20 protein-coding genes, 1 pseudogene and 1 other annotated feature are annotated in these 26,109 nt (G+C 61.6%); of the genes and pseudogenes, 10 read left to right on the top strand and 11 right to left on the bottom strand.

Annotation, left to right across the window (positions count from 1 at the left end):
- Positions 1–8: 8 nt before the first annotated feature.
- Positions 9–629: a Crp/Fnr family transcriptional regulator gene (locus tag HK436_RS23930; RefSeq protein WP_244649373.1), complete on the bottom strand. Its 621-nt coding sequence runs from the start codon at positions 627–629 to the stop codon at positions 9–11.
- Positions 630–1,508: 879 nt separating this feature from the next.
- Here HK436_RS23930 and HK436_RS23925 point away from each other — a divergent pair.
- Positions 1,509–2,737 (top strand): IS3 family transposase gene (locus HK436_RS23925; RefSeq protein ID WP_173187516.1). Its coding sequence is split into 2 segments (ribosomal slippage): positions 1,509–1,797 and positions 1,797–2,737, totalling 1,230 coding nucleotides; the frame shifts between segments, so codons are not numbered across the junction.
- Positions 1,790–1,906, top strand: a sequence feature (AL1L pseudoknot). It overlaps the preceding gene by 117 nt.
- A 796-nt stretch (positions 2,738–3,533) precedes the next feature.
- On the opposite strand, the pseudogene ftsH reads toward HK436_RS23925, so the two are convergent.
- Positions 3,534–4,882 (bottom strand): annotated as a pseudogene (gene ftsH / locus HK436_RS23920) (ATP-dependent zinc metalloprotease FtsH); the annotation flags it as partial.
- Positions 4,883–4,966: 84 nt separating this feature from the next.
- Between ftsH and HK436_RS23915 the strand changes: the two are divergent.
- The 3 genes from HK436_RS23915 (at position 4,967) to HK436_RS23905 (ending at position 7,533) form a co-directional block, all read left to right on the top strand.
- A protein-coding gene (locus HK436_RS23915; RefSeq protein WP_173194108.1) for an IS3 family transposase occupies positions 4,967–6,317 on the top strand; the annotation gives its coding sequence in 2 pieces (ribosomal slippage) (positions 4,967–5,304 and positions 5,303–6,317; 1,353 coding nt in all).
- Between the two features lie 178 nt (positions 6,318–6,495).
- The gene (locus tag HK436_RS23910; RefSeq protein ID WP_312860715.1) at positions 6,496–7,068 is read left to right on the top strand and encodes a multicopper oxidase domain-containing protein; all 573 of its coding nucleotides are present in this window, start codon (positions 6,496–6,498) and stop codon (positions 7,066–7,068) included.
- 51 nt (positions 7,069–7,119) lie between these two features.
- Positions 7,120–7,533: a c-type cytochrome gene (locus HK436_RS23905; RefSeq protein WP_173194538.1), complete on the top strand. Its 414-nt coding sequence runs from the start codon at positions 7,120–7,122 to the stop codon at positions 7,531–7,533.
- Positions 7,534–7,703: 170 nt separating this feature from the next.
- On the opposite strand, the gene HK436_RS23900 is transcribed toward HK436_RS23905, so the two are convergent.
- The 5 genes from HK436_RS23900 to HK436_RS23880 are packed head-to-tail and all read right to left on the bottom strand — an operon-like array spanning position 7,704 to position 16,122.
- Positions 7,704–9,233, bottom strand: coding sequence for a thymidine phosphorylase family protein (locus HK436_RS23900; RefSeq protein WP_173194104.1), 1,530 nt, complete (start codon positions 9,231–9,233; stop codon positions 7,704–7,706).
- Entirely contained in the window at positions 9,230–10,588 is a 1,359-nt protein-coding gene (locus HK436_RS23895; RefSeq protein ID WP_173194102.1) for an MBL fold metallo-hydrolase RNA specificity domain-containing protein, read from the bottom strand. The genes HK436_RS23900 and HK436_RS23895 overlap by 4 nt, the downstream gene beginning before the upstream one ends.
- Before the next feature lie 7 nt (positions 10,589–10,595).
- Positions 10,596–12,965: a phosphoketolase family protein gene (locus tag HK436_RS23890; RefSeq protein WP_173194101.1), complete on the bottom strand. Its 2,370-nt coding sequence runs from the start codon at positions 12,963–12,965 to the stop codon at positions 10,596–10,598.
- A 33-nt stretch (positions 12,966–12,998) separates the two neighbouring features.
- Positions 12,999–14,033, bottom strand: coding sequence for a ribose-phosphate pyrophosphokinase (locus HK436_RS23885; RefSeq protein WP_173194099.1), 1,035 nt, complete (start codon positions 14,031–14,033; stop codon positions 12,999–13,001).
- Entirely contained in the window at positions 13,969–16,122 is a 2,154-nt protein-coding gene (locus HK436_RS23880) for a heavy metal translocating P-type ATPase (protein WP_244649372.1), read from the bottom strand. The genes HK436_RS23885 and HK436_RS23880 overlap by 65 nt, the downstream gene beginning before the upstream one ends.
- A 388-nt stretch (positions 16,123–16,510) precedes the next feature.
- Here HK436_RS23880 and petA point away from each other — a divergent pair, with 388 nt between their 5' ends.
- The gene (petA, locus tag HK436_RS23875; RefSeq protein WP_173194537.1) at positions 16,511–17,068 is read left to right on the top strand and encodes a ubiquinol-cytochrome c reductase iron-sulfur subunit; all 558 of its coding nucleotides are present in this window, start codon (positions 16,511–16,513) and stop codon (positions 17,066–17,068) included.
- 22 nt (positions 17,069–17,090) lie between these two features.
- Here the strand turns inward: petA and HK436_RS23870 are convergent, their stop codons facing one another.
- The 4 genes from HK436_RS23870 to HK436_RS23850 all read right to left on the bottom strand — a co-directional run bounded on the left by HK436_RS23870 (position 17,091) and on the right by HK436_RS23850 (position 21,445).
- Positions 17,091–18,242 carry a M20 aminoacylase family protein gene (locus HK436_RS23870; protein WP_173194097.1) on the bottom strand — a complete coding sequence of 384 codons (1,152 nt, stop codon included), beginning with the start codon at positions 18,240–18,242 and terminating at the stop codon, positions 17,091–17,093.
- 61 nt (positions 18,243–18,303) lie between these two features.
- Positions 18,304–19,776, bottom strand: a complete 1,473-nt coding sequence (locus HK436_RS23865) for an MFS transporter (RefSeq protein ID WP_173194095.1) — start codon at positions 19,774–19,776, stop codon at positions 18,304–18,306.
- Between the two features lie 108 nt (positions 19,777–19,884).
- Positions 19,885–20,496: a type II glyceraldehyde-3-phosphate dehydrogenase gene (locus tag HK436_RS23860; RefSeq protein WP_244649371.1), complete on the bottom strand. Its 612-nt coding sequence runs from the start codon at positions 20,494–20,496 to the stop codon at positions 19,885–19,887.
- Between the two features lie 136 nt (positions 20,497–20,632).
- Positions 20,633–21,445: an IS5 family transposase gene (locus HK436_RS23850; RefSeq protein WP_173194093.1), complete on the bottom strand. Its 813-nt coding sequence runs from the start codon at positions 21,443–21,445 to the stop codon at positions 20,633–20,635.
- Between the two features lie 507 nt (positions 21,446–21,952).
- On the opposite strand from HK436_RS23850, the gene glnH reads away from it, so the two are divergent.
- The 5 genes from glnH (at position 21,953) to HK436_RS23825 (ending at position 26,108) form a co-directional block, all read left to right on the top strand.
- On the top strand, positions 21,953–22,690 hold the full coding sequence (gene glnH / locus HK436_RS23845; RefSeq protein ID WP_173194091.1) for a glutamine ABC transporter substrate-binding protein GlnH: 738 nt from the start codon (positions 21,953–21,955) through the stop codon (positions 22,688–22,690).
- A gap of 81 nt (positions 22,691–22,771) precedes the next feature.
- Positions 22,772–23,428 (top strand): glutamine ABC transporter permease GlnP, encoded by a 657-nt coding sequence (glnP, locus tag HK436_RS23840; RefSeq protein WP_173194089.1) that lies wholly within the window; start codon positions 22,772–22,774, stop codon positions 23,426–23,428.
- Positions 23,425–24,153, top strand: coding sequence for a glutamine ABC transporter ATP-binding protein GlnQ (gene glnQ / locus HK436_RS23835; protein WP_173194087.1), 729 nt, complete (start codon positions 23,425–23,427; stop codon positions 24,151–24,153). The genes glnP and glnQ overlap by 4 nt, the downstream gene beginning before the upstream one ends.
- Positions 24,143–25,186: a C45 family autoproteolytic acyltransferase/hydrolase gene (locus HK436_RS23830; protein WP_173194085.1), complete on the top strand. Its 1,044-nt coding sequence runs from the start codon at positions 24,143–24,145 to the stop codon at positions 25,184–25,186. The genes glnQ and HK436_RS23830 overlap by 11 nt, the downstream gene beginning before the upstream one ends.
- A complete protein-coding gene (locus tag HK436_RS23825; protein WP_312860714.1) occupies positions 25,176–26,108 on the top strand; it encodes a MurR/RpiR family transcriptional regulator in 933 nt (310 codons plus the stop codon). Before HK436_RS23830 ends, HK436_RS23825 begins: the two co-directional genes overlap by 11 nt.
- Position 26,109 lies beyond the last annotated feature (1 nt).

Raw genomic sequence — 26,109 nt, 5'->3', positions numbered from 1 at the left:
GGTGATCGTCACTCAAACCATGACATCGCGGTTTGCGCGTCAACCCCGGCTACCTCGATCAGTCGATCAGGATCGAGTATTCGGAGACGCCGATAGTGGAAATGCACGATTTTGTCTTTGCGCAACGTGCTTAGAACACGGTTCACGTGAACGAAGGTAAGGCCCGTGGCGTCCCCGATCTGTTCCTGTGTAAGAGGGATTGCCATCTCCTCAATATGGTTGCCGGGCCATTGGGCCCGATGCCGCGTGAACAGTTCAAGGAGAAGGTACGCGACGCGCGCTCGCGCAGTGCGACGCCCGATACTCGTCATATGGTCATAGGCTACACTAATGTCACGGGCCAGTCTGCTCGCGAGCCGCATGCTGACCTCGGGATCGTCCTTCAAAACGGTTGTTAGCATAGTGTTCGGGATGACAGAAACAACCACTTCCGTCAGGGCCTGCGCCCCGTAGCTGATTTTAGCCCCGTTTGAAGTCGGCACTGCCATGACCGCTCCTGGTAGCGCGAAATGGACAATCTGCCGCCTGCCATCTTCAAGCAGTGTGTAGATCGCTACCCAGCCGGACAGAAGGTTGAAGATCGACTTGCTTGTCTCGCCGAAGCGGAACAGGTCCCGCCCAACCGGCATCCTGCGATCTCCCGTTCGAAAACGCGGGAGAAGCCGGTAGGCATCCGTCGATGGCGGTAATCCTATCACCGGAGCCCAAGCCTCGCTGTCGGCTCCGTCTTTCGGGCACTTTGGACGCCTGCTCAAATCATCAAGCGGACCGCCCGAAGGGCGTGCAGCTTCCTGTGCCGTAAGTCCTTGAAACAATGGTCTACTCCGTCCACGTTGGAACTATCTCATCGGTCGCGGCAGAGCGACCCGGTTACCTCATTTTGTAAGGACGCTCGATGCCAGCTTTTATTACAGTCGCCGGGCGTAATCCCGCTCCGATGGCTGTTTCCGCAACCAGTTACTCGTGCTGATGAAATCCTCGCTCCGTCACAACGGCGCCGTGGTCGCGCTTAACCGCCGCAGCTTCTGCGGAACAGCATACAGAACAAGCACCCGCGCCTTCGTCAGAACACCGAGGAAAAACTAGATGCGATGGGATCGTGGGACCGGAGGATCTTGGCCAAGTATGATTGACCGGAGGCAATCGTCGCTAAGAGCGGGGATGGTCGAAGATTCACCTAGTCTCCAGGTGAACTCGGTTCGGTGCCCGGCTATGAGCACTTGGCATGGCGAACATACTACCATGCAGCATATCCGTTGGGATGCGCAGTCATTCGGGGGCAATGGCGCGGCGAATTCGGGACTTAGGGCCATGTGACGCTGGGAGATCGACTGAGCCGGCGCGAAACTTCCCTCACGCGCGAAGGCCAGCTTCCCCTGCATGAAGAAGGAAACCGTGCAAACAACCAGCAATGCCAGTAGCTTGAGCATGTTCACTTACCCGCCGCCTCCTGACTGAACCGCTCCGGGTTTGCCGGAGGCTCCAACTCCTGAGAAGGTGGAGCCATCATGAGCAAGACGACGAACAAGTTTTCCCCGGAAGTGCGCCAGCGAGCCGTGCGGCTGGTGCTGGATCACGAACATGAACATCCCTCCCGGTGGGCTGCGGTCATGTCGATCGCGTCCAAGATCGGCTGCACGGGCCAGACGCTGAACGAGTGGGTGAAGAAGTCCGAGGTAGACGCCGGCAAGCGCGCCGGTGTGCCGACGGACATGGCGGCAAAGCTGAAGGCGCTAGAGAGGGAGAACCGGGAGCTTCGGCAGGCCAACGAGATCCTGCGCAAGGCTTCCGCTTATTTTGCCCAGGCGGAGCTCGACCGCCCGTTCAAACGATGATCGGGTTCATAGACGATCACCGCGGGGTCCATGGGGTCGAGCCGATCTGCAAGGTTCTGCCGATCGCCCCGTCGACCTACCACGACCACGTCGCCAAGCGCGTCGATCCGGAGAAGCTGTCGGCGCGGGCGAAGCGGGACGGTGTCCTGAGGCCTGAGATCGAGCGCGTCTTCGCCGAGAACTTCGAGGTCTATGGCGCGCGCAAGGTCTGGCGGCAGATGCTGCGTGAAGGCTTCGCCGTCGCGCGCTGCACGGTCGAGCGGCTGATGGCCGACCTCGGCCTTCAGGGCGTCATCCGCGGCAAGCCGATCCGCACCACGGTGCAGGACAAGGCCGCCCCGTGCCCGCTCGACCATGTGAACCGGGTCTTCCATGCCCCCGCGCCGAACAGGCTGTGGCTGTCGGACTTCACCTACGTCAGCACCTGGTCCGGCTTCGTTTACGTGGCCTTCGTCATCGATGCCTATGCCCGCCGCATCGTCGGCTGGCGGGTGAGCAGGACCGCCCATGCGGGCTTTGTCCTCGATGCTCTCGAACAGGCCCTGCACGAACGGCGGCCCATCCACCGCGGCGGCCTGGTGCACCATTCCGACAGGGGGTCTCAATATGTCAGCATCCGCTACACCGAGCGACTGGCCGAAGCCGGCATCGAACCCTCCGTCGGCAGTGTGGGCGATTCCTACGACAATGCTCTCGCCGAGACGATCAACGGCCTCTACAAGGCCGAGGTCATTCATCGGCGCGGGCCATGGCGTAGCTTCGAGGCCGTAGAGTTCGCCACGCTGACCTGGGTCGACTGGTTCAACAATCGCCGGCTGCTGGAGCCCATCGGCAACATCCCGCCGGCGGAAGCCGAGGAACGCTACTACGCCATGCTGGAAGAACCAGCCATGGCCGCGTGACTCAAAAGAAACGGCCTCCGGCAAACCCGGGGCGGTTCAGACTGTTTCGCCCAACTCCCGTATTTGCACGGCAGTATTCCATCCCGTCGCATGTCATGCAACGTCGCACCATCGCACATATTAATTATGACACTTTGACGGGGATCAAAGAGATCGCGAGGCGGCTGGGGCTGAGCAACCAACATTGATCGCGAAGCAAATTGCCACCAATTGGCGGCAACGATGGTTGGGAGCGCACTTGATCGAGATTAAAGTGCGTCGCGTCCAGACTAATCATAATTATATGAAAAGTGGGAGAAATGAGCGGTGTTTCACGAGCCACGAATGGTATCGACAGCCTCGCCCGCGTTTGATCTAAAGCGTTCCGTAGCCCTGCTGGTCTCTCGCAGCCAAAGAAGGGCTGTGCTAAGTCCCTTCTTCGCCAAAAGCGATGGCTTGCTCGTCGTCGACCCAGCGTCACGTAAGCGGCGGTTCCGTTCAAACGCAGCCAGAACGAACGAGTCAACCTGCGACTTGATCCTTGCCAGCGGGTCAATTCGGTTGATCTGCGGATATGTCGGAGCATCCGAGCGCGACAAGCTCTGCGCGGCCGGGGTCGACGTCCGGATCGGTTCCTGTGCCCGAAAGGTTAGCGATCTTGTTACCTCTTTTGAGACTCTACCGCCAGCCTGACGGCGGTTAGAATGCGCGGCGGGGATTAGCTTCCACTTGAATGCATTCGGCTCTTTAAGCGAGATCAGGACCCCCGACAGTTACGGCGAGCGCCGGCTCGCGGTTGATGATGTGAAGGCTCGTTTCAATGTGTTGACAGGCTGATTGGCACTGTCATGTCGGCATCCTCTGTGGTCCCCGTCAACGCGGCAAGCTCCGCCTCGTCGAGGGTTTCCTTCTCCAGCAGTCTACGGGCCGTGCGCTCCAAAAGGTCTCGACGCTCCTTGAGCAAACGGATCGTTCGCTCGAACGCGCCATCGATGATCGCGCGCACCTCCCCGTCGATTGCGTCGGCTGTCGCCTCGCCATAGTCGCGAGGCTGAGGATAGGCTGCCATCTGGTTTGGTGTCAGGAAGGAGCGCTGATCCTTCTCCAGGGCGACATGACCCAGCTTTTCCGACATCCCGTAGCGCATGATCATGGCGCGTGCGATGTCCGTGACCTTGGCAAGGTCGTCGGCCGCTCCCGTGGAAAGATGATCGAAGACGATCTTCTCGGCCGCCCGGCCGCCGAGCAGAACCGCCATCTTGTTCTCGAGTTCCTCTCTGGTCATCAGAAAGCGATCCTCGGTCGGGCGCTGAATGGTGTAGCCGAGCGCCCCGATCCCGCGCGGGATGATCGACACCTTATGCACGGTGTCCGAGCCGGGTAGCGCCATGGCGACAAGCGCGTGGCCCATCTCGTGATAGGCCACAACCTCGCGTTCTCTCGGGTTGAGAAGGCGGTTTCGCTTCTCCAACCCGGCGACGATGCGCTCGACGGCGTTGTTGAAATCATCCATCGTAACAGCATCAGCCCTACGGCGGGTAGCCAGCAGCGTAGCCTCGTTGACGAGGTTGGCCAGATCAGCGCCGGTGAAGCCCGGGGTCAGCGCCGCGACCTTTTCGGCATCGACATCCTCAGCAAGCCTCGCCTTGCGCATGTGGACGTGCAGGATCTGGATGCGGCCCTGCTTGTCCGGCCGGTCGACCAGCACCTGCCGGTCGAAGCGGCCGGCGCGCAGGAGGGCCTGGTCGAGGATTTCCGGCCGGTTGGTGGCCGCCAGCAGCACCACACCGACGGTGGGATCGAAGCCGTCCAACTCTACCAGAAGTTGGTTGAGCGTCTGTTCCTTCTCGTCGTGGCCGCCCATCATCGGGCCGGCGCCGCGCGCGCGGCCGAGCGCGTCCAACTCGTCGATGAAGATGATGGCAGGAGCCTTGGCGCGGGCCTGCTCGAAGAGATCGCGGACACGCGCGGCCCCTACGCCCACGAACATTTCCACGAATTCCGAACCCGAGATCGAGAAGAACGGCACTTGTGCCTCGCCGGCAACGGCCCTTGCGATCAGGGTCTTGCCAGTGCCGGGGGGCCGACCAGCAGCACGCCCTTCGGCATGCGTCCGCCGAGCCGGCCGTATTCATCCGGGTTCTTCAGGAAGTTGACAATCTCCTGCTGTCCGGGATCAGCGCCTATGGCACAGAATTGAGGGTGTGATTTAAGGAGTGTTCGGTTCTCGTCTAAGACGAAGGAACGAACATGAATTCGAAGTTGACTGGCGGCAAACGCTCCGCCGAGCATGTGGTCAAAGACATCCGTCGGGCGACACGGCGGCACTTTTCCTCGGAAGACAAGATCAGGATCGTGCTGGATGGCCTTCGTGGCGAAGACAGCATTGCCGAGTTGTGCCGCAAGGAGGGGATTGCCCAGAGCCTCTACTACACCTGGTCGAAGGAATTTCTGGAAGCCGGCAAGCGGCGACTGGCAGGCGACACGGCCCGTGCTGCGACGACCGGTGAAGTGCAGGACCTTCGTCGCGAGACCCGCGCGCTGAAGGAGGCAGTCGCGGACCTGACGCTGGAGAACCGTCTGCTCAAAAAAGCATGATCGCGGATGGGGGCGACGACGAATGAGATACCCCGCATCCGAAAAGCTCGAGATCATCAAGATCGTCGAGCAGTCGCACCTTCCGGCGAAGAAGACGCTGGATCAGCTCGGCATTGCGCGGCGCACCTTCTACCGCTGGTATGACCGCTATGTCGAAGGCGGCCCGGAGGCGTTGGAGGACCGTCCTTCCCGGCCGAACCGGGTGTGGAACCGCATCAGCGCCGAGGTCCAGAGCCAGATCATCGACATGGCGCTGGAACAGTCCGAGCTGTCACCACGTGAGCTGGCGGTGCGCTTCACCGATGAGAAGCGCTACTTCGTGTCCGAGGCGACCGTCTATCGCCTACTCAAGGCCCATGACCTCATCACCAGCCCGGCCTTCGTGGTGATCAAGGCCGCCGACGAGTTCAGGGACAAGACCATGCGTCCCAATGAGATGTGGCAGACAGACTTCACCTACTTCAAGATCATCGGCTGGGGCTGGGTCTATCTGTCGACCGTGCTCGACGACTTCTCCCGTTACATCATCGCCTGGAAGCTGTGCACGACCATGCGGGCCCAGGACGTGACCGAAACGCTGGAACTGGGCCTTACGGCTTCAGGCTGTGACAGCGCCAGGGTGTTGCACAAGCCAAAACTGCTCAGCGACAACGGGCCGTCCTACATCGCCAGCGAACTCGCCGAATGGATCGACGCCAACGGCATGAGCCATGTCCGCGGCGCTCCGCTTCATCCGCAGACCCAGGGCAAGATCGAGCGCTGGCATCAGACGCTCAAGAACCGCATCCTGCTGGAGAACTACTTCCTGCCGGGCGATCTCGAACGCCAGATCGAAGCCTTCGTCGAGTATTACAATCACCGACGCCACCACGAGAGCCTTGGCAACGTGACCCCGGCCGACGCCTACTTCGGCAGGGCCTCTGCTATCATCGAACAACGAGAAAGGATCAAACGACAGACGATCGAGCTCCGGCGCTTGCAGCACCGCAAACTCGCCGCTTAACATCAACCAAAGATCGAGGCCGACACTCCGCTAAATCAAGCAGCCATCAGCGCCAAATGTTCTGACGACGGACATCTGGATCGATAGTGGCAATCTGCCGGGCCGGCTCGTTGCTGTAGATGGTCAGCCGATCGAGCCCATACCTGGCAATCGCTTCGGTCTTTCGATGGGGCAGCGTTTGGATCTGGAGCTCGAATTGCCTGATACCGGTGCCTGGCCCGTCCTAGCCCTTCGTGAAGGGGCTCGTGAACGGACGGGGCTGATTCTTGCGACGCCCGGCGCGCAGGTGCGCCGTATCGATTCCCTTGCTGAAGCCGACGCGCCCCCGTTCGACATCAGGATGGAACAGGAATCTCGCTTGCGTGCGGTGACCGGTCTCGCCGATCGCGGCGCCATCCGTCCAATAGACGTTATGCTAGGCGGACAAATGCAGCCCTATGTCTGGACGATCGACGGCAAGACCTGGGGTGAGCATTTGCCGATTTCGGCGCGCAGCGGGGACCGTGTCGAGATTCGCTTTCACAACATGTCGATGATGGGACATCCAATGCATCTGCATGGCCATCATTTTCAGGTGGTGGAGATCGGCGGACGCAGGATGGGCGGGGCTATGCGTGACACTCTCTATATTCCACCTATGACCATGGCTACGATTGCCGTGGACGCGGGTGAGGCGGCCCGCTGGATGCTGCATTGTCATCACATGCCACATCTTTCAACCGGGATGATGACTGAGTTCGTGGTCGCCTAATTTCGAAGGCCTCCCGCCTAGGCGGGAGGCCTTCAAGCCGCAGGATTGAATATGAACAAAACACTTGTTGCAGTGGTTGCGGTGGTGCTTGCCGGCGTTGCCATCTGGTGGGCGCAGAATCGGCAGGACGGCTCTGGCTCTGGTGAGCCCATCGTTCAGGTTATAGTGCCGTCATCGCTTTCGTCGATGGCCGAACAGGGCAAGACCGCGTTCGACGCCAACTGTGCCAGCTGTCATGGACCGAACGGTTCGGGTCGGGATGGGCTGGCACCGCCATTGATCCATAAAATCTACGAGCCGAGCCATCATAGTGATATGGCCTTCACGCTTGCTGTGCGCCAAGGCGTACGTGCTCATCACTGGCGATTTGGCAGTATGGCGCCGATAGAGGGTGTCAGCGACGCCTCGATCGAGGCGATCACCACCTATATTCGCGAATTGCAGCGCGCGAACGACATCCATTGAGAAAGCAGTTACGGCACCTCATGACGGGTCGGGCTGACACACTGACCCGTGGTCCCGGCTAAGTTGCAATCCTTCTTTCCTGCGGAGGTTCGCTAAAAGCTCCGGGTCCCTTTGTCAGGTACCCAAGCTGCGCCGAAGCCGGTTGCCGACCTTACTGGTCTTGAACCAATTCAGGCCTCGATCTCAATGATGTCCCCGGCACCAGCGGCATAGTCGAGTGCGTAGGCCAATTCACCCGGCGTTTCTGCGTGGATGTGGAGAAGCGGCTGCCCACGGTCGGTCTCATCACCCTGGCGAACTTCCATATGGATACCGGCCGCCTTGGCTTCCGGCGCGCCAGCCAGCTTGGCGAGGCGGGACAGCTTTCGGTTATTGATGTGAACGACCCGTCCAGCATGCGGAGCCGTGAGTGGATGGACATGGAGCGCTTTGGGCGGCGTTCTCATCCCACCTTGGGCATTGCAGATAGCCTCGAACTTTTTCCAGGCGCGCCCCTCAGCCAGCGTTTCGAGCGCGAGCGCCAGTCCTTTTCCATTCTCGGCCTTGCCGCCGATCTCCAACGCTACGCCCGCCAAAATCGCGGCGCGCCTGCGCAAATCGTCCGGCGCATCGGGCGCATTTTGCAGGACTGCTAGTACGTCGAGCGCCTCAAGCGCGGGACCGATGCCTCTACCGACCGGCTGCAACCCGTCGGTCTGAAGGCATTGGGCCGTAAGGCCGAAGCGAGACGCGACCGCTGTAATCCGCGTCGCGAGATGAGATGCGGCATCTTCGCTGCGCATCTTGGCGGTCGGGCCGACCGGGATGTCTATAACGACATGGGTGGATCCCGCAGCGATTTTCTTGGAGAGGACGGAAGCGATCAGCTGGCCTTCGGTGTCGACGTCGAGTTCGCGTTCGACGCGCACGAAGATGTCATCAGCCGGACTGAGGTGGACCGCTCCGCCCCACGCGATGCAAGCTCCTTCGGCCTCGACCACGCGTTTCAACGTTGCAATGTCGAGATTCACCGGCGCGAGAGTCTCCATCGTGTCGGCAGTACCGGCGGGGGAGGTAATGGCACGGGAGGACGTTTTCGGCATGACGAGCCCGTTGGCCGCAACGATCGCCACGACGATCGGGGTGGTGCGGTTACCAGGCAGGCCGCCGACACAGTGTTTGTCGACAACAACAGGGGCATGCCATTGTAACCGGTCGCCAACCGCGATCATCGCACCGGTAAGGTCGGCAGTCTCGTTCTCGTCGAGTGGTAAAGCCGCAGTTGCGGTCAGGAACGCCGCAAGCTGCACGTCGGTGTAACGGCCGGCGACCACGTCCTGCACAATCTCTGTGAGAGCATGCGAGTCAAGCCGGTTGCCGTGGATACGTCTGCGTACGCTTGCCAGCGACTCGACAGCGGGGGCATGGGTAACCTGCACCTTGGCGTCCTCGGCGAGATTCAGCATCTCCCAGGCGGTTTCGGAGAGCCCGACCTCGTCAACGGCCAAGTGACCGTCGTCCTCCACCTGGAAGAGCGTTGCCTGTAATTCCCGCCCACCACCCGAGACGAGAACCTGCGAGCGAGCGGAGAGCCCTTCCGAGCGACAAACATGACAATCAGTGCGCATGACGACGACCGGCTGGTGTTGCGTGTGCAATCGAAGGCGCCGAACACGAAGAGTTGGTTGTTCTGGACCGGCATGAGAGAGGAGCGTGGTCATAGGTCGAACACCTGATCCTGACGTGGCACAGTGGCATTCCAGCCAATTTCGCGATCGATCCGGGCGCGCAGGGCTTCCGATGCCTCGTCCTCACCGTGGACAATGAAGACGCGGGACGGTTCGCGCCGGAAGCCTGAGAGCCAGCGCATCAACTCATTGCCATCGGCATGCGCCGAGAGCACCGACAGATCGTCGACCTCTGCTCTGACGGGTATCCATTGCCCGTGGATCTTGATCTCTCTCGCGCCCTGAACCATGGCCCGCCCCCGCGTTCCCGCAGCCTGATAGCCGGAGAACAGGATCGTATGTTTCGGATCGGTGACGAAAGACTTGAGGTGATGAAGCACACGACCGCCGGTCGCCATGCCGCTGGCCGAGATCACGACTTTGGGAAAGACACTCGCAGTGATCGCCTTGGAGCTTTCCACATCGCGGGTATAGGTGGCGATTTTGCAGATCGACGTGCATTCGTCATGCGTCAAGCGATGATCGTCGCTATGTGCGTGAAGGAGGTCTGTAGCGTTGATTGCCATGGGGCTGTCGAGATAGATCGGTACACCTGATAGGCGGCCTGCCGTTCGAAGCTTCCAGAGATGATAAAGGAGAGATTGCGCGCGGCCGACTGCGAAGGCGGGGATAACGACCGTGCCGCCACGTTTTACGGTGCGCTCAACAACTTCTCCCAACACCTCGGTCGTGTTTGCGGGATTGTGAGTGCGGTTTCCATAGGTTGATTCGACGACGATATAGTCGGCGTCGGCCACGGGAGCTGGATCGGGCAGCACTGGATCGTCGTAGCGCCCAAGGTCGCCGGAAAACGCAATGCGGCGGCCAGCCCATTCGATGTCCGCGCTGGCCGCGCCGAGGATATGACCTGCGCGACGGAAGGTCATGGTCGCGCCGCCGGGAAGCTGAAAGGCGGTTTCGAACGGCACAGTGGTAAACATCTCTATCGCCCGTTCCGCATCGCGCACGCCGTAAAGCGGCAAAGCCGGCTTGTGCTTCGAGAAGCCCTTGCGATTGGCGTATTCTGCATCCTTTTCGTTGAGAAAGCCGCTATCCTTGAGGATCAACTCGGCCACGTCGCGCGTTGCCGATGAGGCGTAGATTCGACCCTTGAAGCCATCGCGCACGAGCCTGGGAAGATAGCCCGAATGATCGAGGTGGGCATGGGTGAGCACTACGGCATCAATCCTGGACGGGGGCACTGGCAGTGGCGTCCAATTGAGCTCGCGCAGGTTCTTGAGTCCCTGGAACAAGCCGCAATCGATCAGGATGCGCTTGCCGCCGTTCGTGAGGAGGTGCTTCGAGCCGGTGACGGTGCTCGCACCGCCGAGAGATGTTAGCGTCAGCATAATGGCCTCAGATGTTGAATGCAGCGATGTCGCCGGGATGCCCGCGGCCCTCTACGGCAGCCCGTTCAGCGGGAGCAAGGAGGTCGTCTCTGCTCCAGCCGGTGAGAGGAACAGCAGCGTCGACCAGATGAGCCCAGGAGCAGCGATTAGCAAACAACATACCAGACACATCGAGCGTCCCGCCCCGGCTGATGTAGCCGCGCGCAGCGGTCGTCCGTGGGCCGGAATCCAGTCGCCGAAGCAGGCCGAGCATAGGTTCGGGTCTCGTGTGGGAGACGATCAGGCGCGGCATGTTCGCCGGAAACAGGGCGGCGAGGGTTTCGTCACTCGCCGTGAATCCCGCCTCGATCGGATCGCGGGGTATGCGGAAGCGGCCGGGCTCCGACACCGCCGTCACGAGCACATGGCGACCGTGCGTCCTGAGCCGATAGGCCGCCTTGAGCGCTTCCTCGAGCTGATAGGCGCCGATAGCCACAATTTGAAGCTCGGCGCCTTCCGTCTCGCCCTGCACATGGGCCCCACCATCTGTTACGAAACGGTCTGCGTCCTCCGCATCGAAACGATGCGGCATGTCACGCTTGGAGACGATCAAACATCCTACTTGGCCGCGGCCATTGTAGACGGATCGCAGCGCTGCCACGGCACTGTTTGCATCGACGGGGAAAAGCACCCGCGAGGTGTCGGACATCTCGCCCAGCAGCGCCTCGCCGATGGTCGGGTCCTGATGCGATTGCTCGTTCTTCGCGTTCTCCCAGGTATGGGACGTGACAACCAGAGGCACCGAAATCCAGCGTGGTTCCTGGCCGGCCTCGCGCTGCCGTCGGGAAAACACGATCTCCTGCCGCACGCCACCAAGCATCTTCATGGCGAATGCTTCGTAGCTGACGATCAGATTGATCCCGCCCTTGTTGGCCAGCGCCGCGCCTGCGACGGCTTCCTCATTGAGCGCGGTGATGACCGCGCCGTCGATGGCGTCGGCGACGCCGGGCTCGGAAGTGTTCACGCGATGGCGCAGCCGATCGAGCGTTGCTCCCATGTGGTTGGAGCGTAGCTCGTCAGGATTGCCCACACGCGGGCGGAGCGTGGGGTTCGCGTCCACGACGCGGACGAACCAGCGGTCTAGCGCATGCATTGCGCAATCGGGCGGATCGCCGGCGATCGTCCAGTCCGGCTCGGGCAGGCTCGGTGCGGCTGGGTTACGCAGCGCGAGCGCATGCCGGCTTTCCGGCTCTCGGCCCTGCTCGCGATGGACAGCGATTTCGCCAACGGCGCTCTCGATCTGCGCGGCGGGAACGAACAGCGCTTGCGCGGCCTCGTTGAAGGCGTTGCGAGCCGGCTCGTCCTGTGCGGGATTGCCCCCGAGGGGTAGATTGTGCGCCGCGTTGGTATCGGCTCCTGGGAAGCCAAAGCCCTTGATTGTCTCGGCGATGACATAGGGGATAGGCGCCGGATAGACGCGGGCGGGATCCGCCGCGAAACGTTCAAGGCGCTTCTCAGCCTCGATGATGGCGCAGGCGAAGGCCGCAGGATCACGGCCATCGATGATAAAGGGATCAAAACCGTTGAGCTTCAGGTGGTCGGCGAGCCAGTCCGCGCCGCCCTGCTGCGCGATCTGGACACGTTCCTCTATGCGCCGGCCGTTGAGGATCATAACTGGAATCGCGATGCCGGAATCCTCGGCTCGCCACCAGCGCGGCGTCCAGTCCGAGCCGCGCTGTTCCTCGAACGCGCCGTCACTCAGGAAGGCGACGAGGCTTTCGCCGGGCAGCGGCGCATGAACGTACTGGACCTCGGCGAAGCCGAGATAGCCGCCTTCCGAGATGGCACCGGCGGTGTTCGGACCGGCGTGGCTGCCGAGCGGGACCGCTGCATTGCCGTCGGCGTCGATGGCATAGGAATAGAAATCGGCTGCAAGCTGCGAGAGACCTTTCTCGCTGCGATCATAGCGGCCCCTCTGCGCAGGAGAAACGTCCCCGGTGAGCGCGTTGACCGCCTCGATCGCGGCGACAGAATGGCCTTGTCCCATCAGCCATGAGCGGGTTTTCGCGGTGATCGCGTTGGCGGCGAGATAGCCAATGAAAGCGGGCACCATGTTGAGCGATCCGCCGGTATGACCTTCAGGCGTCGACTTGAACGCCTCGGCAGGCAGCGGCGTGCCGGAAAGGTCGACACGGTGGGCATAGGTCATATGGACGACAGTCCACATTGCGGCAGAAGTCAAACGGTCGGCTGCGGCAAGGATGCGATAGAGGGCCTCCGGTTCGATCAGGCCAGACGCCGCCAGGGCAGCTACGCGTTCGATGGTTTCATTGTTGTGGCTGATCGGGCCGTATCCCTGTTGCCACGTCTTTGATGTTGCTGTTGTCAGTTCGTTCATGCCGTCGCCGCCTTCCGTCAATCGTTTTTGTCGTCAGTTCACGCCGCTGGTCCAGGATGGCGGGTCGCTGGCAGGAAAGGAATCGAGCCCCGCCTGTTCCACTTCGTCCAGCGTCTCCGGTGGACGCCGGTGGCGTACAAGATCACCGTCAACTGAGGCCGCCGACGCGATGACGTTGCCAATCAAGGGGGCGAGCGCAACTGCATTGCTTTCGTGGGGTACGGAGTCGGTCGAGACGATGCGGTTGCAAAGCGGCACGAGACGTTGGAATGAATCGTCGGCAAATATCGCATGCACCACGGCGACCACAGGCCGGACGAAACCCTGAAGCGGAAGCTGGCGGGCAGCCTCAATCAAGGTATTCCCGGAGGACGCTATGTCATCTGCGAGCACCGGCTGCCGGCCGCGCCACTTGGAAAGGTCCGGTAGCTTGACTTCGACGTTGCGGTCGCCGTGGCGGACCTTTCGCAGCACGGCATGCGGAGCACCGATGCGTGCCGCGATGGCAGAGACCCATTGGTTGCTTTCCTCGTCAGGACCGATGATCAAGGGCTTGTCGACCTCCGCGGCGATCCAGTCCGCAAGCAGCGGTGCAGCATGCAAGGTGTCGGTCGGGACCGTATAGAGAGGCGACAAGGCCGGATAGCGATGCAGATGTGGATCTACCGTCAGCAGCCGGTCAAAGCTCGACGAGACGAGCCTGGCGAAGCTTCTGGAGGTCACCGCCTCTCCCGGCTGGAAGCGGCGATCCTGCCGCATGTAGGAGAGGTAGGGTGCGATCAGGTTGACCTGGCAGGCTCCCAGCTCTCTTGCAGCATCGGCCGCGAAGATCAGCCGCAGGAAGCCGTCGTCTGGCCGTGCCAGCGTGCATACCAGATCGACTGACTTGTCCTTCACCTCCGAGAGGAGGCGAACGTAAGTCTCTCCGTCAGGAAAACGCCGTGTTTCCATTGCGCCAAGTTCCCAGCCTCCTTCGTCGGCAAGACGCCGCGCGAATATCTCGTTACCTGGCAGCGGAAGGATCAGTCGCCTGGCGGGAGTTCCCGGTTGTTTGTCTACCGGTGTCATTTGTGCCTCCTGTAAGAGCGCAGAAGCTGGGCGTTGATGGCGACGATGATGGTGCTGGCCGACATGAAGACGGCCGCGACCGCGGGGTCATTATGAAGCCAGTTCCAAAAGTAATGCCCGCCGCCATCGGGATGGCGATGGTGTTGTAGCCGGTCGCCCAGACGAGGTTCTGGACCATCTTGCGGTAGGTGGCACGCGAGAGTCCAAGGATCGCGCCGACGTCGCGCGGGTCGCTGCGTACGAGAACCACGTCGGCAGATTCGACGGCCACATCGGTACCCGCGCCGATGGCGATCCCGAGATCGGCCACCACGAGCGCAGGCGCGTCATTCACCCCGTCGCCGACCATGGCGACGGAGAGCCCCCGCGCTTGCAGTTCCTCGATCTTTTGTGATTTCTGATCAGGCAGCACTTCGGCGAAGTATTCGGTGATACCGAGTTCCTCGGAGACCGCCTTTGCTACACCCTCGGCGTCGCCGGTGAGCATGATCGAGCTGATCCCGAGGGATTTGAGTTCGGCGATGGCCTCCTTCGATTCCGGGCGAACGATGTCAGCCAGCGCAAAGAGTGCCCGCGGCTCGCCGTCGCGGACGAGAACGACAACTGTCTTGCCCTGTCCTTCCAATCGCTTGAGACTGTTATGGGCGATGGTGTTGCCCTGCCGTGCGAGGTGCCCGGGGCTGACGATACGCACATCCTGTCCTTCCACTTTGGCCACGATGCCTTCGCCGGTGATGTTGCTGACGTCGGTTGCCTTGGGAATGATCAGGCTTCGTTCCTTCGCCTCGGCCACGATGCCGTGGGCGATGGGATGCTCGGACTGGCTCTCGGCCGCTGCCGCATAGGCCAGTTCCTCGTTCTCGTCGCCGTCGGCAAGCAATACGATATCGCTGACGCCGAAACGGCCCTCAGTTAACGTGCCGGTCTTATCGAACACGGCGGCGTTGAGATTGCGCGCCCGCTCGAAGGCGGCCCGGTCGCGGATCAGCAGTCCGTTGCCGGCCGACAGCGATGTGCTGACCGCGACGACCAGCGGCACAGCGAGACCAAGGGCGTGCGGACAGGCAACTACCATGACCGTCACCATGCGCTCGATGGCAAATTCCAAGGGGGCGTCAAGGAAAAGCCACCAGACGAACAGCGTACCGAAGCCGACGACGAGTGCGATGTAGGTCAGCCAAGCGGCGGCACGGTTGGCAACGTCCTGAGTGCGCGAGCGCGTTGCCTGCGCCTTCTTTACCAATTCGATGACCTGCGACAGATAGGTGGCGTCGCCTGTTGCCGTCACCTTGATGGTGACAGCGGCGGCCCCGTTGATCGCGCCGCCGATGGCGGCGGCGCCGACCCCCTTGGTTACGGGCCTCGATTCGCCAGTGAGCATGGCCTCGTTGAAACCGGACGAACCCTCAATGATCTCGCCATCCACCGGAACCTTTGCACCGGGTCGTACGATGACCTCATCACCGGGTTGAAGGGTTGAGATCGGCACCTCTTCGGACGATCCGTCGGCCCTGATCCGCGTGGCTGAATCCGGCAGGAGCCGGACCAGTTCCTCAAGCGCACGCGATGCTCCCATGACCGAACGCATCTCGATCCAGTGGCCGAGAAGCATGATGGCGATCAGCGTCACAAGTTCCCAGTAGAGTTCCTCGCCCGGAAACCCGAACGTGACGGCCGCCGAAAAGAAATAGGCCGCCGAGATCGCTAGAGCGATCAGGGTCATCATGCCGGGCTGCCCCTTCCGCAGCTCGGAGGTGAAGCCCGTCAGGAATGGCCAGCCGCCATAAACGTAGGCAATTGTCGAAAGCACGAAGAGAACGTAGCGGTCGCCTGGGAACGCCAAAGTTTCTGCGATGCCAAGCCAATGCTGGATCATCGGCGAGAGCAACAGCACCGGTGGCGTGAGCACGAGGACCAACCAGAATCGGCGCCGGTAGTCGGCGACCATCGCGCCGTGGCCATGCCCGCCGTGGCCAGAATGCTCGGAATGGCTGGAGCCGGCAGCAGCTACGACACCGCGATGAGCTTCATCGTTTCGATTCCCGGTCGCATGCGCTTGATGGTTCTGGTGGGAATGTGGTGAACTCATCAGGTTTTTTCCTTGTCGTGGCTACGCGGCATCGGGCCAGCAGAACTGCGACCCCTCGGGTGGTCGCAGTTCTCGGCAGGCGCATCATGCCGGGCTCAAAATCATCGGTTCGAGCCCTGGAATCCTTGATCCAGGTTAAAGTCCTCTACAGTAGATTTTGGTATTGGATCGGAAGTCACGCTCTTAACAGCATCCACCGTCGAAACTATCTCACGACGAGAACCGGAAGCGAAGAGCGGCTTACCCCTCCGTCTCCCAATTTGCGACCCATCTCATAACGGGCTGCAGGTTGTTGAAGCGGGGAACGGAGCCAAGCTCTTCATTTTGCCGTCTTCTGGCGAAAATCTTGATCCGATCGACCGGTCGTTGCTGCGGGCAGGAGGTGTCCATGCAAAGTGAAGTTCACGTCAATCGTCGGGATTTCCTTTATGTCGCGACGGGCACAACGGCGGCCGTCGGGGCCGGCTTTGCCTCTTGGCCTTTCATCGACCAGATGAAACCCGACGCTTCGACACTCGCGATCGCCACCATAGACATCGACCTTTCCGGAATCGAGGAAGGTATGTCGGTGACCGTCAAGTGGCGCGGGCGGCCGGTCTTTGTCAGGAACAGGACATCCCGGGAAATTGAAGCTGCTTCCGTGACGCCCCTGGAAGAGCTTAAAGACCCCATCGCGCGCAACGCTAATCTGCCGGCCGACTCGCCGGCGACCGATCTCGCGAGGTCCGCAGGACAACATCGAGAAAACTGGCTTATCATGGTCGGCGTGTGCACCCACCTCGGCTGCATCCCTCTTGGTCAAGCAGGGGACTACGGTGGATGGTTCTGCCCCTGTCATGGTTCGCATTACGATACAGCGGGCAGGATCCGCTCGGGGCCGGCTCCCGAAAACCTCGCCGTGCCCCTGTTCCAGTTCCTCAACGAAACGTCGGTCCGTATCGGATGAAGACCTGTGAGCGTCGCGCTTGTCAGCGCAGATGGCCTTCCGCCAATGCCACCCAATAGGCAGCCCCGATGGGCAGGATGTCCTGATTGAAGACAAACTCGGGGTGGTGGACCATCTTGGTGTCGCCATTGCCGAGGAAACAGTAAGTTCCCTTCTGCTTTTGCAGCATGAAGGCGAAATCCTCGGAGCCGAGATAGGTCGGACCGGGATGGATGACCTGATCCTCGCCGAAGGCGTGGCGGGCGATCTCGGCTGCTTTGTCGGTTTCAGCGGTATCGTTGACCAACACCGCCCCCGGCACCCCCTCGCGGATCTCCGAGGTGCACCCGAAAGCCTCGGCCTGCGTCGAAACCAGCCGGCGGACATTGTACAGCACCATCGCGCGGTCTTCCGGCGTAGTCGTGCGGATCGACAGCCGCAGGATCGCGCTGTAGGCGATCACATTGCCGGCATTGCCCGCCAGGAACGCGCCGACGGTGACGACGGCGCGATTTGCCGGGCTGACGTTGCGGGCGACGATGCTCTGCAAGGCCATGACCAGCGACGAGCCTGCGACGACCGGATCGATCGACAGTTCCGGCATGGCGCCGTGTCCGCCCTTGCCGGTGATCTCCACCTCCCAGTTGTCGACGGCGGCCATGGCCTCGCCCGGGGTGAAGTAAAGCTTGCCGAGCGCCAGCCCCGGCATGTTGTGCATGCCGAACACCGCGTCCACGGGAAAGCGCTCGAACAGCCCGTCCTCGATCATCGCCGGGCCGCCCTGCATCGTCTCCTCGCCCGGCTGGAAGATCAGGCGCACGGTGCCGTTGAAGTTCTTCTTCTCGGCAAGGTATTTCGCGGCCCTCAGCAGCATGGTGGTATGGCCGTCATGGCCGCAAAGATGGGCGACGCCCGCTACGCCCGACTTGTAGGGCAGCGCGTTGACCTCCTCGATCGGCAGGGCGTCGAAATCGGCGCGCAGCCCGATGGCGCTGTCGCCATCGCCCGCCTTCAGCGAAGCAACGATGCCATATTTGCCGACACCCTCCTCCACCTCGTAACCAAAACCCCTGACGATCCCAGCGATGTATTTGGCGGTCTTTTCCTCCTGCATCGACAGTTCGGGCGTACGGTGCATATGCTCGAACCATTCCTTCATGCTGGCCCGGTCGAGTTCATTGACGATAGCGTTCATGGCAGATGTCCTTCGTTCGTGTCGGGCTTTCGAAGCCCCGCAGGCTGCTTCACCGAGGCTTTTATTGCGGCTCATTGCTCGTCACTGGGCTTTCCCTGGGCACGGTGACCATGATCGAGACGATGGCTGCCACGACCATCAGCAGGTTGATGCCGAGTGCGAAAAAGGCGGCTTCGCGAACGGCCAGATTATCCTGCCGCCCAACATAGGAAATGACGCCCTCGATCCAAGCCACCGAACTATTGTCTCCCGAAAGCGCGGTGAACACGGCGGCCGAAATCGCGACCCCGAAAGACGCACCGAGCGATGAGGCCATCTTGTAGATGCCGGAGCCCGAGCCCGCCTGATCCGACGGCAGGTTCGACAGCGCGGCATCCGTCGATGGCGTGGCATAGAAGGCCAGGCCCAAGCCGAACAGCGTATAGGCCACGATGGCGAGGATATTGTAGGTGCCCAGCATCAGATTGGTCGGCATCAGCAGCAGGATCGAGGCTCCGACGATCAACGAACCCCAGATCATCGGCTTGCGCGGCCCGAAGCGTTGCAGCAGCTTTTCGCCGACGCGGATGAAGGCGACGATGGCGATGGCATAGCCCAGCGTCAGCAGTCCCGTCTGCTGGGCGTCCATGTCGCCGCCGATCTGCAACAATGTCATCGAAACGATCAGCATGCCGGCCACGCCATTCAGCAGGAAGTTCGAGATCGTGGCGCCGGTGTAAGTCATGTTGCGGAACAGGCCGAAATTGACGAATGCGTTCGCATTGCCGCTCTCGATACGAAAGAAGATCACGCCGAAGAGGACGGCGAGCGCCAGCAAAGTCAGTGAAGGCCAACTGACCCAGCCGAATGACGCGCCTTGTGTAGCGAATATCTGCAAGGCGACCATCGCGATCATGAAGGTGACGACGCCGCCCAGATCGAATTTGTAGCCGGCTCTGGCCTCCGCGCGGCTCTCGGGCGTTCCGCGCACCATCAGCAAGCCGATGACCGAAATGGCGGCGCCCGCGAAGAAGATCGAACGCCAACCCAGGTTCTGCGCCATCAGGCCGCCGAACAGAGCAGCGAAGCCCGACCCGCCCCACGAGCCCATCGACCACAGTGACACGGCGCGTTGCCGGCCTGCCCCGTCCCAGTATTCTTTCACCAGGGCCAGGGACGCAGGCATGATGAATGCGCCTGAAAAACCCTGGCAGATGCGACCGAGCATCAGGAAGGTCGACCCCATCGCGCCCGTCGGCGCAAGCGCGATCAGCAGCGAGCCCGCGATCGAGAAGACGAAGCCCCATTGGACGATCTTGACCCGTCCGATGCGGTCGGCCAGCCCGCCCATGACGACGATGAAGATGCCGGAAAACAGCGCCGTGATGGAGACCGCGATGTTCATCAGCGATTGCTGGACGCCCAGATCCTGGGCCATCAGCGGCGAAATATTCAGCGTCGTCTGGGCAAACAGCCAGAAGGCCAGAACACCCAGGATGATGCCGAAGAGGAGCCTGTCATTCCCCTGGTAAACAACTGCGGTTTTCGCGTCCATGAGTGTATCCAGAATGCAAAAGATTACTTCACAAGCAGTCGTCTTGATCTGGCGAAACGGTCGCCCCTCCAGAGCACGCGCGGACGATGCCGCGCGCCGCGACGTTGATTAGCTCAAAAACGTTCCAACTCCGAGAGACGCATTCGTCCGCGAAATTGAGCTTTGGGCATCGTTGGAAAGACCTGTAACCGCTCGGATGGCATCTATAGTGTCAGGGATGACGATCGCCTGGTTGTCGACCATATAGGCGTAGAACAGTTCCCCGTTTTTAACCTCCAGCATGTCTTCCCACAAAGCAACCTCGTACAGGTTGTCGTGCGGTCGACCAAGATCTGCCATAAGTTCCTTGACGGTGTTGAGAGCGGTGATCCCATCAGAAGTGCGGACAAAAGCGATGCGGGACGAGGCCCTGAAAGCATCAAGCACTTCCTCTTTGGTTGCGTTTCGGGTCAAATCCACCGTCCAGTAATGCAGATGTGCGAGCGTTTGGGGTACCTTTACTGCCATGGTCACAACATCAAGATCGGGATCAACGCTCTGCGCGTCAGGCCCCTGATGGCTGGGGATGTGACGTTCGGGGACCAGTGTGTTCATGATTCCCCCTTCATGGCTCTCCCAAGGGTCGGTCGCGCGTCTTAGCAGGGTTCCTCGGGCGCGCTTCAGGAGACCCGCGCGCTTGAGCGCCGTCGCCGAGCGGATCGAACCAGCCCTTGCCCTCATGAATGACGATAATGATCTCGCTGTCGCGGCGATATTTCATCGCCTTGCGCGTGCTCTCCTTGAGGTCGAGTGCAAACCCCGCCTCCTCCAGAACCATGCTGCAGGGCACCTCCCTCCTTAGAGTCGGTTTCGAAACTCATGACTGGCGCGCCAGTCGCCTCACGAGGAGCATGACGGAAGCGGCGTAGAGGAAGGTTGCTGCTGAATTGATGGTGGCCTCGAAATCCTTTGCCAGGCGCCGGTTGCGGCTGATCCATGCGAAGAAGCGCTCCACCACCCATCTACGTGGCAAGACTGCAAAGCCGACCTGATCCGGCGGCTTCCTGACGATTTCGACGATGATGTTGGTGGCGTTGGTCACGCGCTCATGATTGTAGCCGCCATCGGCCCATACATGTTTGATGAAGGGGAGCAGAGGGCGCGAGATCTGTAGCAGTGGTCCGCCGCTGTCCCTATCCTGGATGTCGGCCGGATGCGGCTCGACCAGTAGCGGCCGCCCATCGGTATCGACCAGTGCATGGCGCTTGCGCCCCTTGATCTTCTTTCCCGCATCATAGCCACGCGGGCCGCCGGCTTCGGTGGTCTTGACAGATTGGCTGTCGATGATGGCTGCGGACGGACTGGCCTCGCGGCCGGAACGCTCGCGATCCATCATGACCAGGGTGTGGTTGATCTTCTCGAAGACCGAGCCGTCGCGAAATGCGGCGAACCACCGATAGACGGTCGGCCATGGCGGAAAGTCCGAGGGCAGGAGACGCCAGGTGATGCCGCCGCGCAGCACGTAGAAAATGGCATTGATGATCTCGCGCATGGGCCAGGCGCGTGGCCGTCCCATTTTGCAGGCCGCAGGAAGGTGCGGCTGGATCAGGTACCATTCCGCATCCGTCAGATCGGTCTGGTAACGCGGGGCACGACGGTTATGCTGTTCTCGGGTGGTCGGGGTCCACATGACATTCTCCAGGCAGGTCAGCAAACCGCTTGGAATCATGCGAACCTCGACCGCTCAACCCTTTTCGAAACGGCCTCTAAGACTGAAACCGGACCACCCGATAGGGGCAGGCCATCGCTTCAGGCGGCTTACAGCGTTGTTACGCCAGAACCAGACAGTCCGCAGCCGGCCCCAAAGCTGCTATGTGGGGCTAGCTAACGCGATTGTGGTCCGGCGCAGGTCATCGGTATTGGCGTCATCGTCCTCACATGGTCGTCGATCCGCTGGAGCACCTTCTCCGAAATCACGGTCCGTCCGGCAGCGCCAACAGTGCTCGTTGAAGCGCTCGATGGTCTCCAACAATTTTCGATCGCGCGCCCCTCTCCATGGCGAAAGCTTCCAGGCTGCCAAGCAGAACGCAAATCCACAATGCATCGACTCCGAAATGCATTCATAATTTGCGTCATGCAAATGTGCGTGCTAGCCTCGGCTTCGCATTCACAAAAAGAACCAGAGGGACCACCAGCCATGAACCGACTTCTCAGCGCCCTTGCGGCGATGACCATGGGCTTCGCCGTCGTTCAAGTTTCAGCAGAGGAGCTTGTCGTCGCCACCGACACGGCCTTCGTGCCTTTCGAATTCAAGGAAGGCGACACCTATGTCGGCTTCGACATAGACCTCTGGGACGCAATCGCAGGCGATCTCGGCCTCGAGTACCGGCTTCAGCCGATGGACTTCAACGGCATCATCCCTGCGCTGCAGACCAGGCAGGTCGACGTGGCGCTGGCCGGCATCACCATCAAGGACGAACGCAAGCAGGTCATCGACTTCTCCGACGGCTACTACGATAGCGGCTTCCTGCTGATGGTGCCGGTCGACAGCGAGGTTACCGGCGCCGCCGACCTCGCAGGCAAGACACTCGCAGTGAAGACGGGCACATCGGCGACCGACTATGCCAAGGAGCACTTCACCGAGACCGAGCTGCGGCAGTTCCCCAACATCGACAATGCGTATCTGGAGCTCCAGACCGGCCGCGTGGATGCCGCCATGCACGACACGCCGAACGTTCTCTACTACATCGCCAAGGCGGGCCAGAGCCGCGTCAAGGCGGTGGGCGAGCAGATGATGGCGCATGAATACGGCATCGCATTCCCGAAGGGCAGCGAGCTGGTCGCGCGGGTCAACGAGGCGCTGGCCAAGATCAAGGCAGACGGCCGCTACGACGCGATCTACGAAAAGTGGTTCGGAACCAAGCCCCAGAGCTGAGTTCCGCCAAAGGGCCGCTGCCGGCTGCGTCTTCCCGCGCGGCGGCCCGCTCCTTTTCCAGACCGAAAGGACTGATCCGTCATGGACTTTCAATGGTCCGCCGTCGTCGACGCGCTTCCGGCGCTTTTTCGCGGCGCGCAGCTTACCGTCTTCATCACCGTGGCCGGCCTTGTCGGCGGAGTGATCATTGGCACCGTTGCAGGGCTGATGCGCGCCTATGGCAACGCGATCGTCAACGGCATCGCCTATTTCTACATCGAGCTGATCCGCGGCACGCCGATCGTCGTCCAGGTGATGTTCATCTATTTCGCCCTGCCGACGCTGGCCGACATCAGGATCGATCCGCTTTCGGCGGCCATCATCGCCATTACCGTGAACGCCGGCGCCTATATCGCCGAGATCGTGCGCGGCGCCTTCATCTCCGTGCACAAGGGCTTGAAGGAGGCCGGGCTCGCGCTGGGCCTGCCGATGTGGAAAGTGCTCGTCTACGTGATCGGCCCGGTGGCGTTCCGGCGGCTGATACCGCCGCTCGGCAACCAGTTCATCGTCAGCCTCAAGGACACATCGCTGTTCATCGTCATCGGCGTGGGTGAGCTCACACGCCAGGGCCAGGAGATCATGGCGGCGAATTTCCGCGCCGTCGAAGTCTGGTCCGCCGTCGCGATCTTCTACCTGATCCTGACCGGCACGCTCACGCTGATCCTGCGGATCATCGAAAAGAGGATGCGGATCCTATGAGCATCGTCGAATTCGCCAACGTCACCAAACGCTTCGGCTCCCTGGTCGTGCTGGATCAGATCGACCTCAACATCGAAAGCGGCGAGGTCGTCGTGGTGATCGGGCCTTCGGGCTCCGGCAAGTCCACCCTGCTCCGTTGCATCAACGTCCTCGAAGAGATCGACGGCGGCGATCTGGTCGTCGACGGCATCAGCGTGCGTTCGGGCAGCAAGAATGTGCGGCTGATCCGGCAGGAAGCCGGCATGGTGTTCCAGCAGTTCAACCTGTTCCCGCAGATGACCGCGCTCGACAATGTTGCCTTCGGCCCGCAGCACGTGCGCGGCCTGTCGCGCACCGAGGCTCGCGACGCCGCACGCGACCTGCTTGCCAAGGTCGGGCTTGCCGAGCGCACCCATCACTATCCGTCCGAACTTTCAGGCGGCCAGCAGCAGCGCGTCGCCATCGCCCGCGCGCTGGCCGTCAAACCCAAGCTCGTACTCTTCGATGAACCCACCTCAGCGCTTGACCCCGAGCTGCGCCACGAGGTGCTGCGGGTCATGCAGGTGCTTGCCGAAGAGGGCATGACGATGATCGTCGTCACCCACGAAATGAGTTTTGCGCGCCGTGTCGGCTCTCGCCTGATCTTCATGGAAGACGGCAAGATCGCCATGGACGGCACACCGGCCGAGCTTCTGGATCGCGCGGAAAACCCGCGTCTGCGGGAGTTCCTCCAGCATGTCCAGTAAGGAATGCGGCCTGGCCGCCATCAAGATCGCAGGCACGCCCTACGAGACCGGCTTCGCACTGGGCCAGTTTGGTGCGAGCGCGGTCCACGACAGGCTGGTGCCCTCGCCGCACTGGCGCGAGATCGTGGTTCCGGCCCGGGACGATCCACGCGTGCCGGCGATGATGGCGCTGACGGAGCGGCACTATCCCGCAGTCCTCGAAGAGTTGCGTGGACTGGCGGCCGGGCTGGACATGCCGTTTGCCGACATATTCGCGTGGAATTGTCGCGGCGACCTGCGCACGCATGCGCCCGACGGCTGCACGACCGTTCAATTACCAGGATCGACCAATCTGGTGGCCCACAACGAAGACGGCATGCCGGAATTCGACGGCTATTGCGCCCTCGCCACCGTCCACCCGGCGGTAGGTCCGTCCTTCATTGCCTTCATCTATCCCGGCTCGATCCCCGGCCATACTTTCTCGGTGAACGACCAGGGGCTCGTGCAGACGGTCAACAACATCCGTTGCACCGCGCATCGGCCGGGCCTGCCGCGCATGGTTCTGACGCGGGCGATGCTGGGCTGCGAAAGCATCGATGCGGCGGTGGCAGTGCTGCAGGATGTTCCGCGCGCCGGCGGTTTCCACATGACTCTCGCCATGATGGGCGATCCACGGATCGTCAGCGTTGAGTTCAACGCCGACGCCTTGTCTACGCTGGAGATCGAAGCACCGGCGACCCACGCCAATCATCTTATCCATCCGCGGATGGCAGGTCTCGCCCAGCGCATTACTGCCTCGTCGGGCAGCCGACAACAGCATGCGGATGCACTGCTGAGCGCGCGAGGCGCGCAGGGTAGCGCGCTCGTTCTCGGCATCCTTTCCGATCAGACCGGTGCGTTGCCGATCTATCGCCGGCAGGCGGACGATCCCGACCACGAGAACACGCTCGCGACCGCCGTTTTCGAACTCACTGCTGACAGTGTGGCGTGGACCGTCTATGACGGCCGGCATCGGGCGCCGGTCCATTCGGGCGTCATTACGGGTGCCGACTGATCACGCCATGCAGGCCAGAACGCCAACACCGCCAAAGACATTGGACGAACTGCGCGAACTGGCGCTGAAATTTGCGCGGGCCGAGCCGGCCGACGCGCTGGGCGGCAAGACACAGCAGGTTTTCGCGCGGCTGGTCGACATGCCCGAACAATCGGCGGTGCGCTCCATCTCGGAATTGGCCGCCCTGCTCGGCGTCAATCCTTCGACCCTGACCCGGCTTGCCAAGCGTCTCGGCTTCGAGGGTTTCGGCGAGTTCCAGTCGGTCTTTCGCAACGCCATCGCCGGCGAGCCCCGCTATTTCTACAGCCGGCAGGCCGACCAGTTGCTCCACAACGCCGATGCCGAAGCGAGCGAGATCGAGACGATGGCGCGCCTTGGCAGGGAATCGATCGCCAATATCGAGGGGTTCATCGGCCAACTCGAGGCCGACAAGCTCGCCGCGGTAGCCGGACTTCTCGCCAAGGCCAAGCGGGTCCGCGTCCATGGCGAGCGCCAGTTCCACGGCTTTGCAAGCTTTCTTGCCTACGGGCTGGGCATGCTGCGGTCCGATGCGGCGCTGCTGGATGCGCCGCGGCTCGGCCTGGCCGAGGCTATCTCGCAGCTCGAACCCGGCGACGTGGTGGTCGTTGCAAGCTGCGCGCCCTACACGCGCTCGGTCGCTGATGTCGCGAAGGCGGCCGCGCGGAACGGCCAGCGGGTGATCGCCATCACCGATTCGCGTAGCTCGCCGCTTGTCGCGCCGGCCGAGCATGCGTTCTTCATCCCGCACGCCAGCAGCTTCATCTCCAACAGCATGGGCGCCTATATCGTCTTCAGCGAGGGCTTGCTGAACCTTGTCGCCTGGCAACTGGGCGATGCGGCTTTGGAGGCGCTGCAGCGGCGCGAAGACCTGATTGAGGCGCTGGGTATCGAGACGCCCTGAG

The organism is Neoaquamicrobium sediminum, assembly GCF_013240295.1.
Taxonomy (GTDB): Bacteria; Pseudomonadota; Alphaproteobacteria; order Rhizobiales; family Rhizobiaceae; genus Aerobium; species Aerobium sediminum.
Note: the sequence above shows the minus strand (reverse complement) of the source record. Positions and strands in the feature narration are given on the sequence as shown.

Coding starts and splice junctions, on each gene's coding strand:
- HK436_RS23930 (WP_244649373.1), bottom strand. CDS start 629: ATGCCGGTTGGGCGGGACCTGTTCCGCTTCGGCGAGACAAGCAAGTCG.
- HK436_RS23905 (WP_173194538.1), top strand. CDS start 7,120: ATGAACAAAACACTTGTTGCAGTGGTTGCGGTGGTGCTTGCCGGCGTT.
- HK436_RS23900 (WP_173194104.1), bottom strand. CDS start 9,233: ATGACCACGCTCCTCTCTCATGCCGGTCCAGAACAACCAACTCTTCGT.
- HK436_RS23895 (WP_173194102.1), bottom strand. CDS start 10,588: ATGCTGACGCTAACATCTCTCGGCGGTGCGAGCACCGTCACCGGCTCG.
- HK436_RS23890 (WP_173194101.1), bottom strand. CDS start 12,965: ATGAACGAACTGACAACAGCAACATCAAAGACGTGGCAACAGGGATAC.
- HK436_RS23885 (WP_173194099.1), bottom strand. CDS start 14,033: ATGACACCGGTAGACAAACAACCGGGAACTCCCGCCAGGCGACTGATC.
- HK436_RS23880 (WP_244649372.1), bottom strand. CDS start 16,122: ATGAGTTCACCACATTCCCACCAGAACCATCAAGCGCATGCGACCGGG.
- petA (WP_173194537.1), top strand. CDS start 16,511: ATGCAAAGTGAAGTTCACGTCAATCGTCGGGATTTCCTTTATGTCGCG.
- HK436_RS23870 (WP_173194097.1), bottom strand. CDS start 18,242: ATGAACGCTATCGTCAATGAACTCGACCGGGCCAGCATGAAGGAATGG.
- HK436_RS23865 (WP_173194095.1), bottom strand. CDS start 19,776: ATGGACGCGAAAACCGCAGTTGTTTACCAGGGGAATGACAGGCTCCTC.
- HK436_RS23860 (WP_244649371.1), bottom strand. CDS start 20,496: ATGAGGGCAAGGGCTGGTTCGATCCGCTCGGCGACGGCGCTCAAGCGC.
- HK436_RS23850 (WP_173194093.1), bottom strand. CDS start 21,445: ATGTGGACCCCGACCACCCGAGAACAGCATAACCGTCGTGCCCCGCGT.
- glnH (WP_173194091.1), top strand. CDS start 21,953: ATGAACCGACTTCTCAGCGCCCTTGCGGCGATGACCATGGGCTTCGCC.
- glnP (WP_173194089.1), top strand. CDS start 22,772: ATGGACTTTCAATGGTCCGCCGTCGTCGACGCGCTTCCGGCGCTTTTT.
- glnQ (WP_173194087.1), top strand. CDS start 23,425: ATGAGCATCGTCGAATTCGCCAACGTCACCAAACGCTTCGGCTCCCTG.
- HK436_RS23830 (WP_173194085.1), top strand. CDS start 24,143: ATGTCCAGTAAGGAATGCGGCCTGGCCGCCATCAAGATCGCAGGCACG.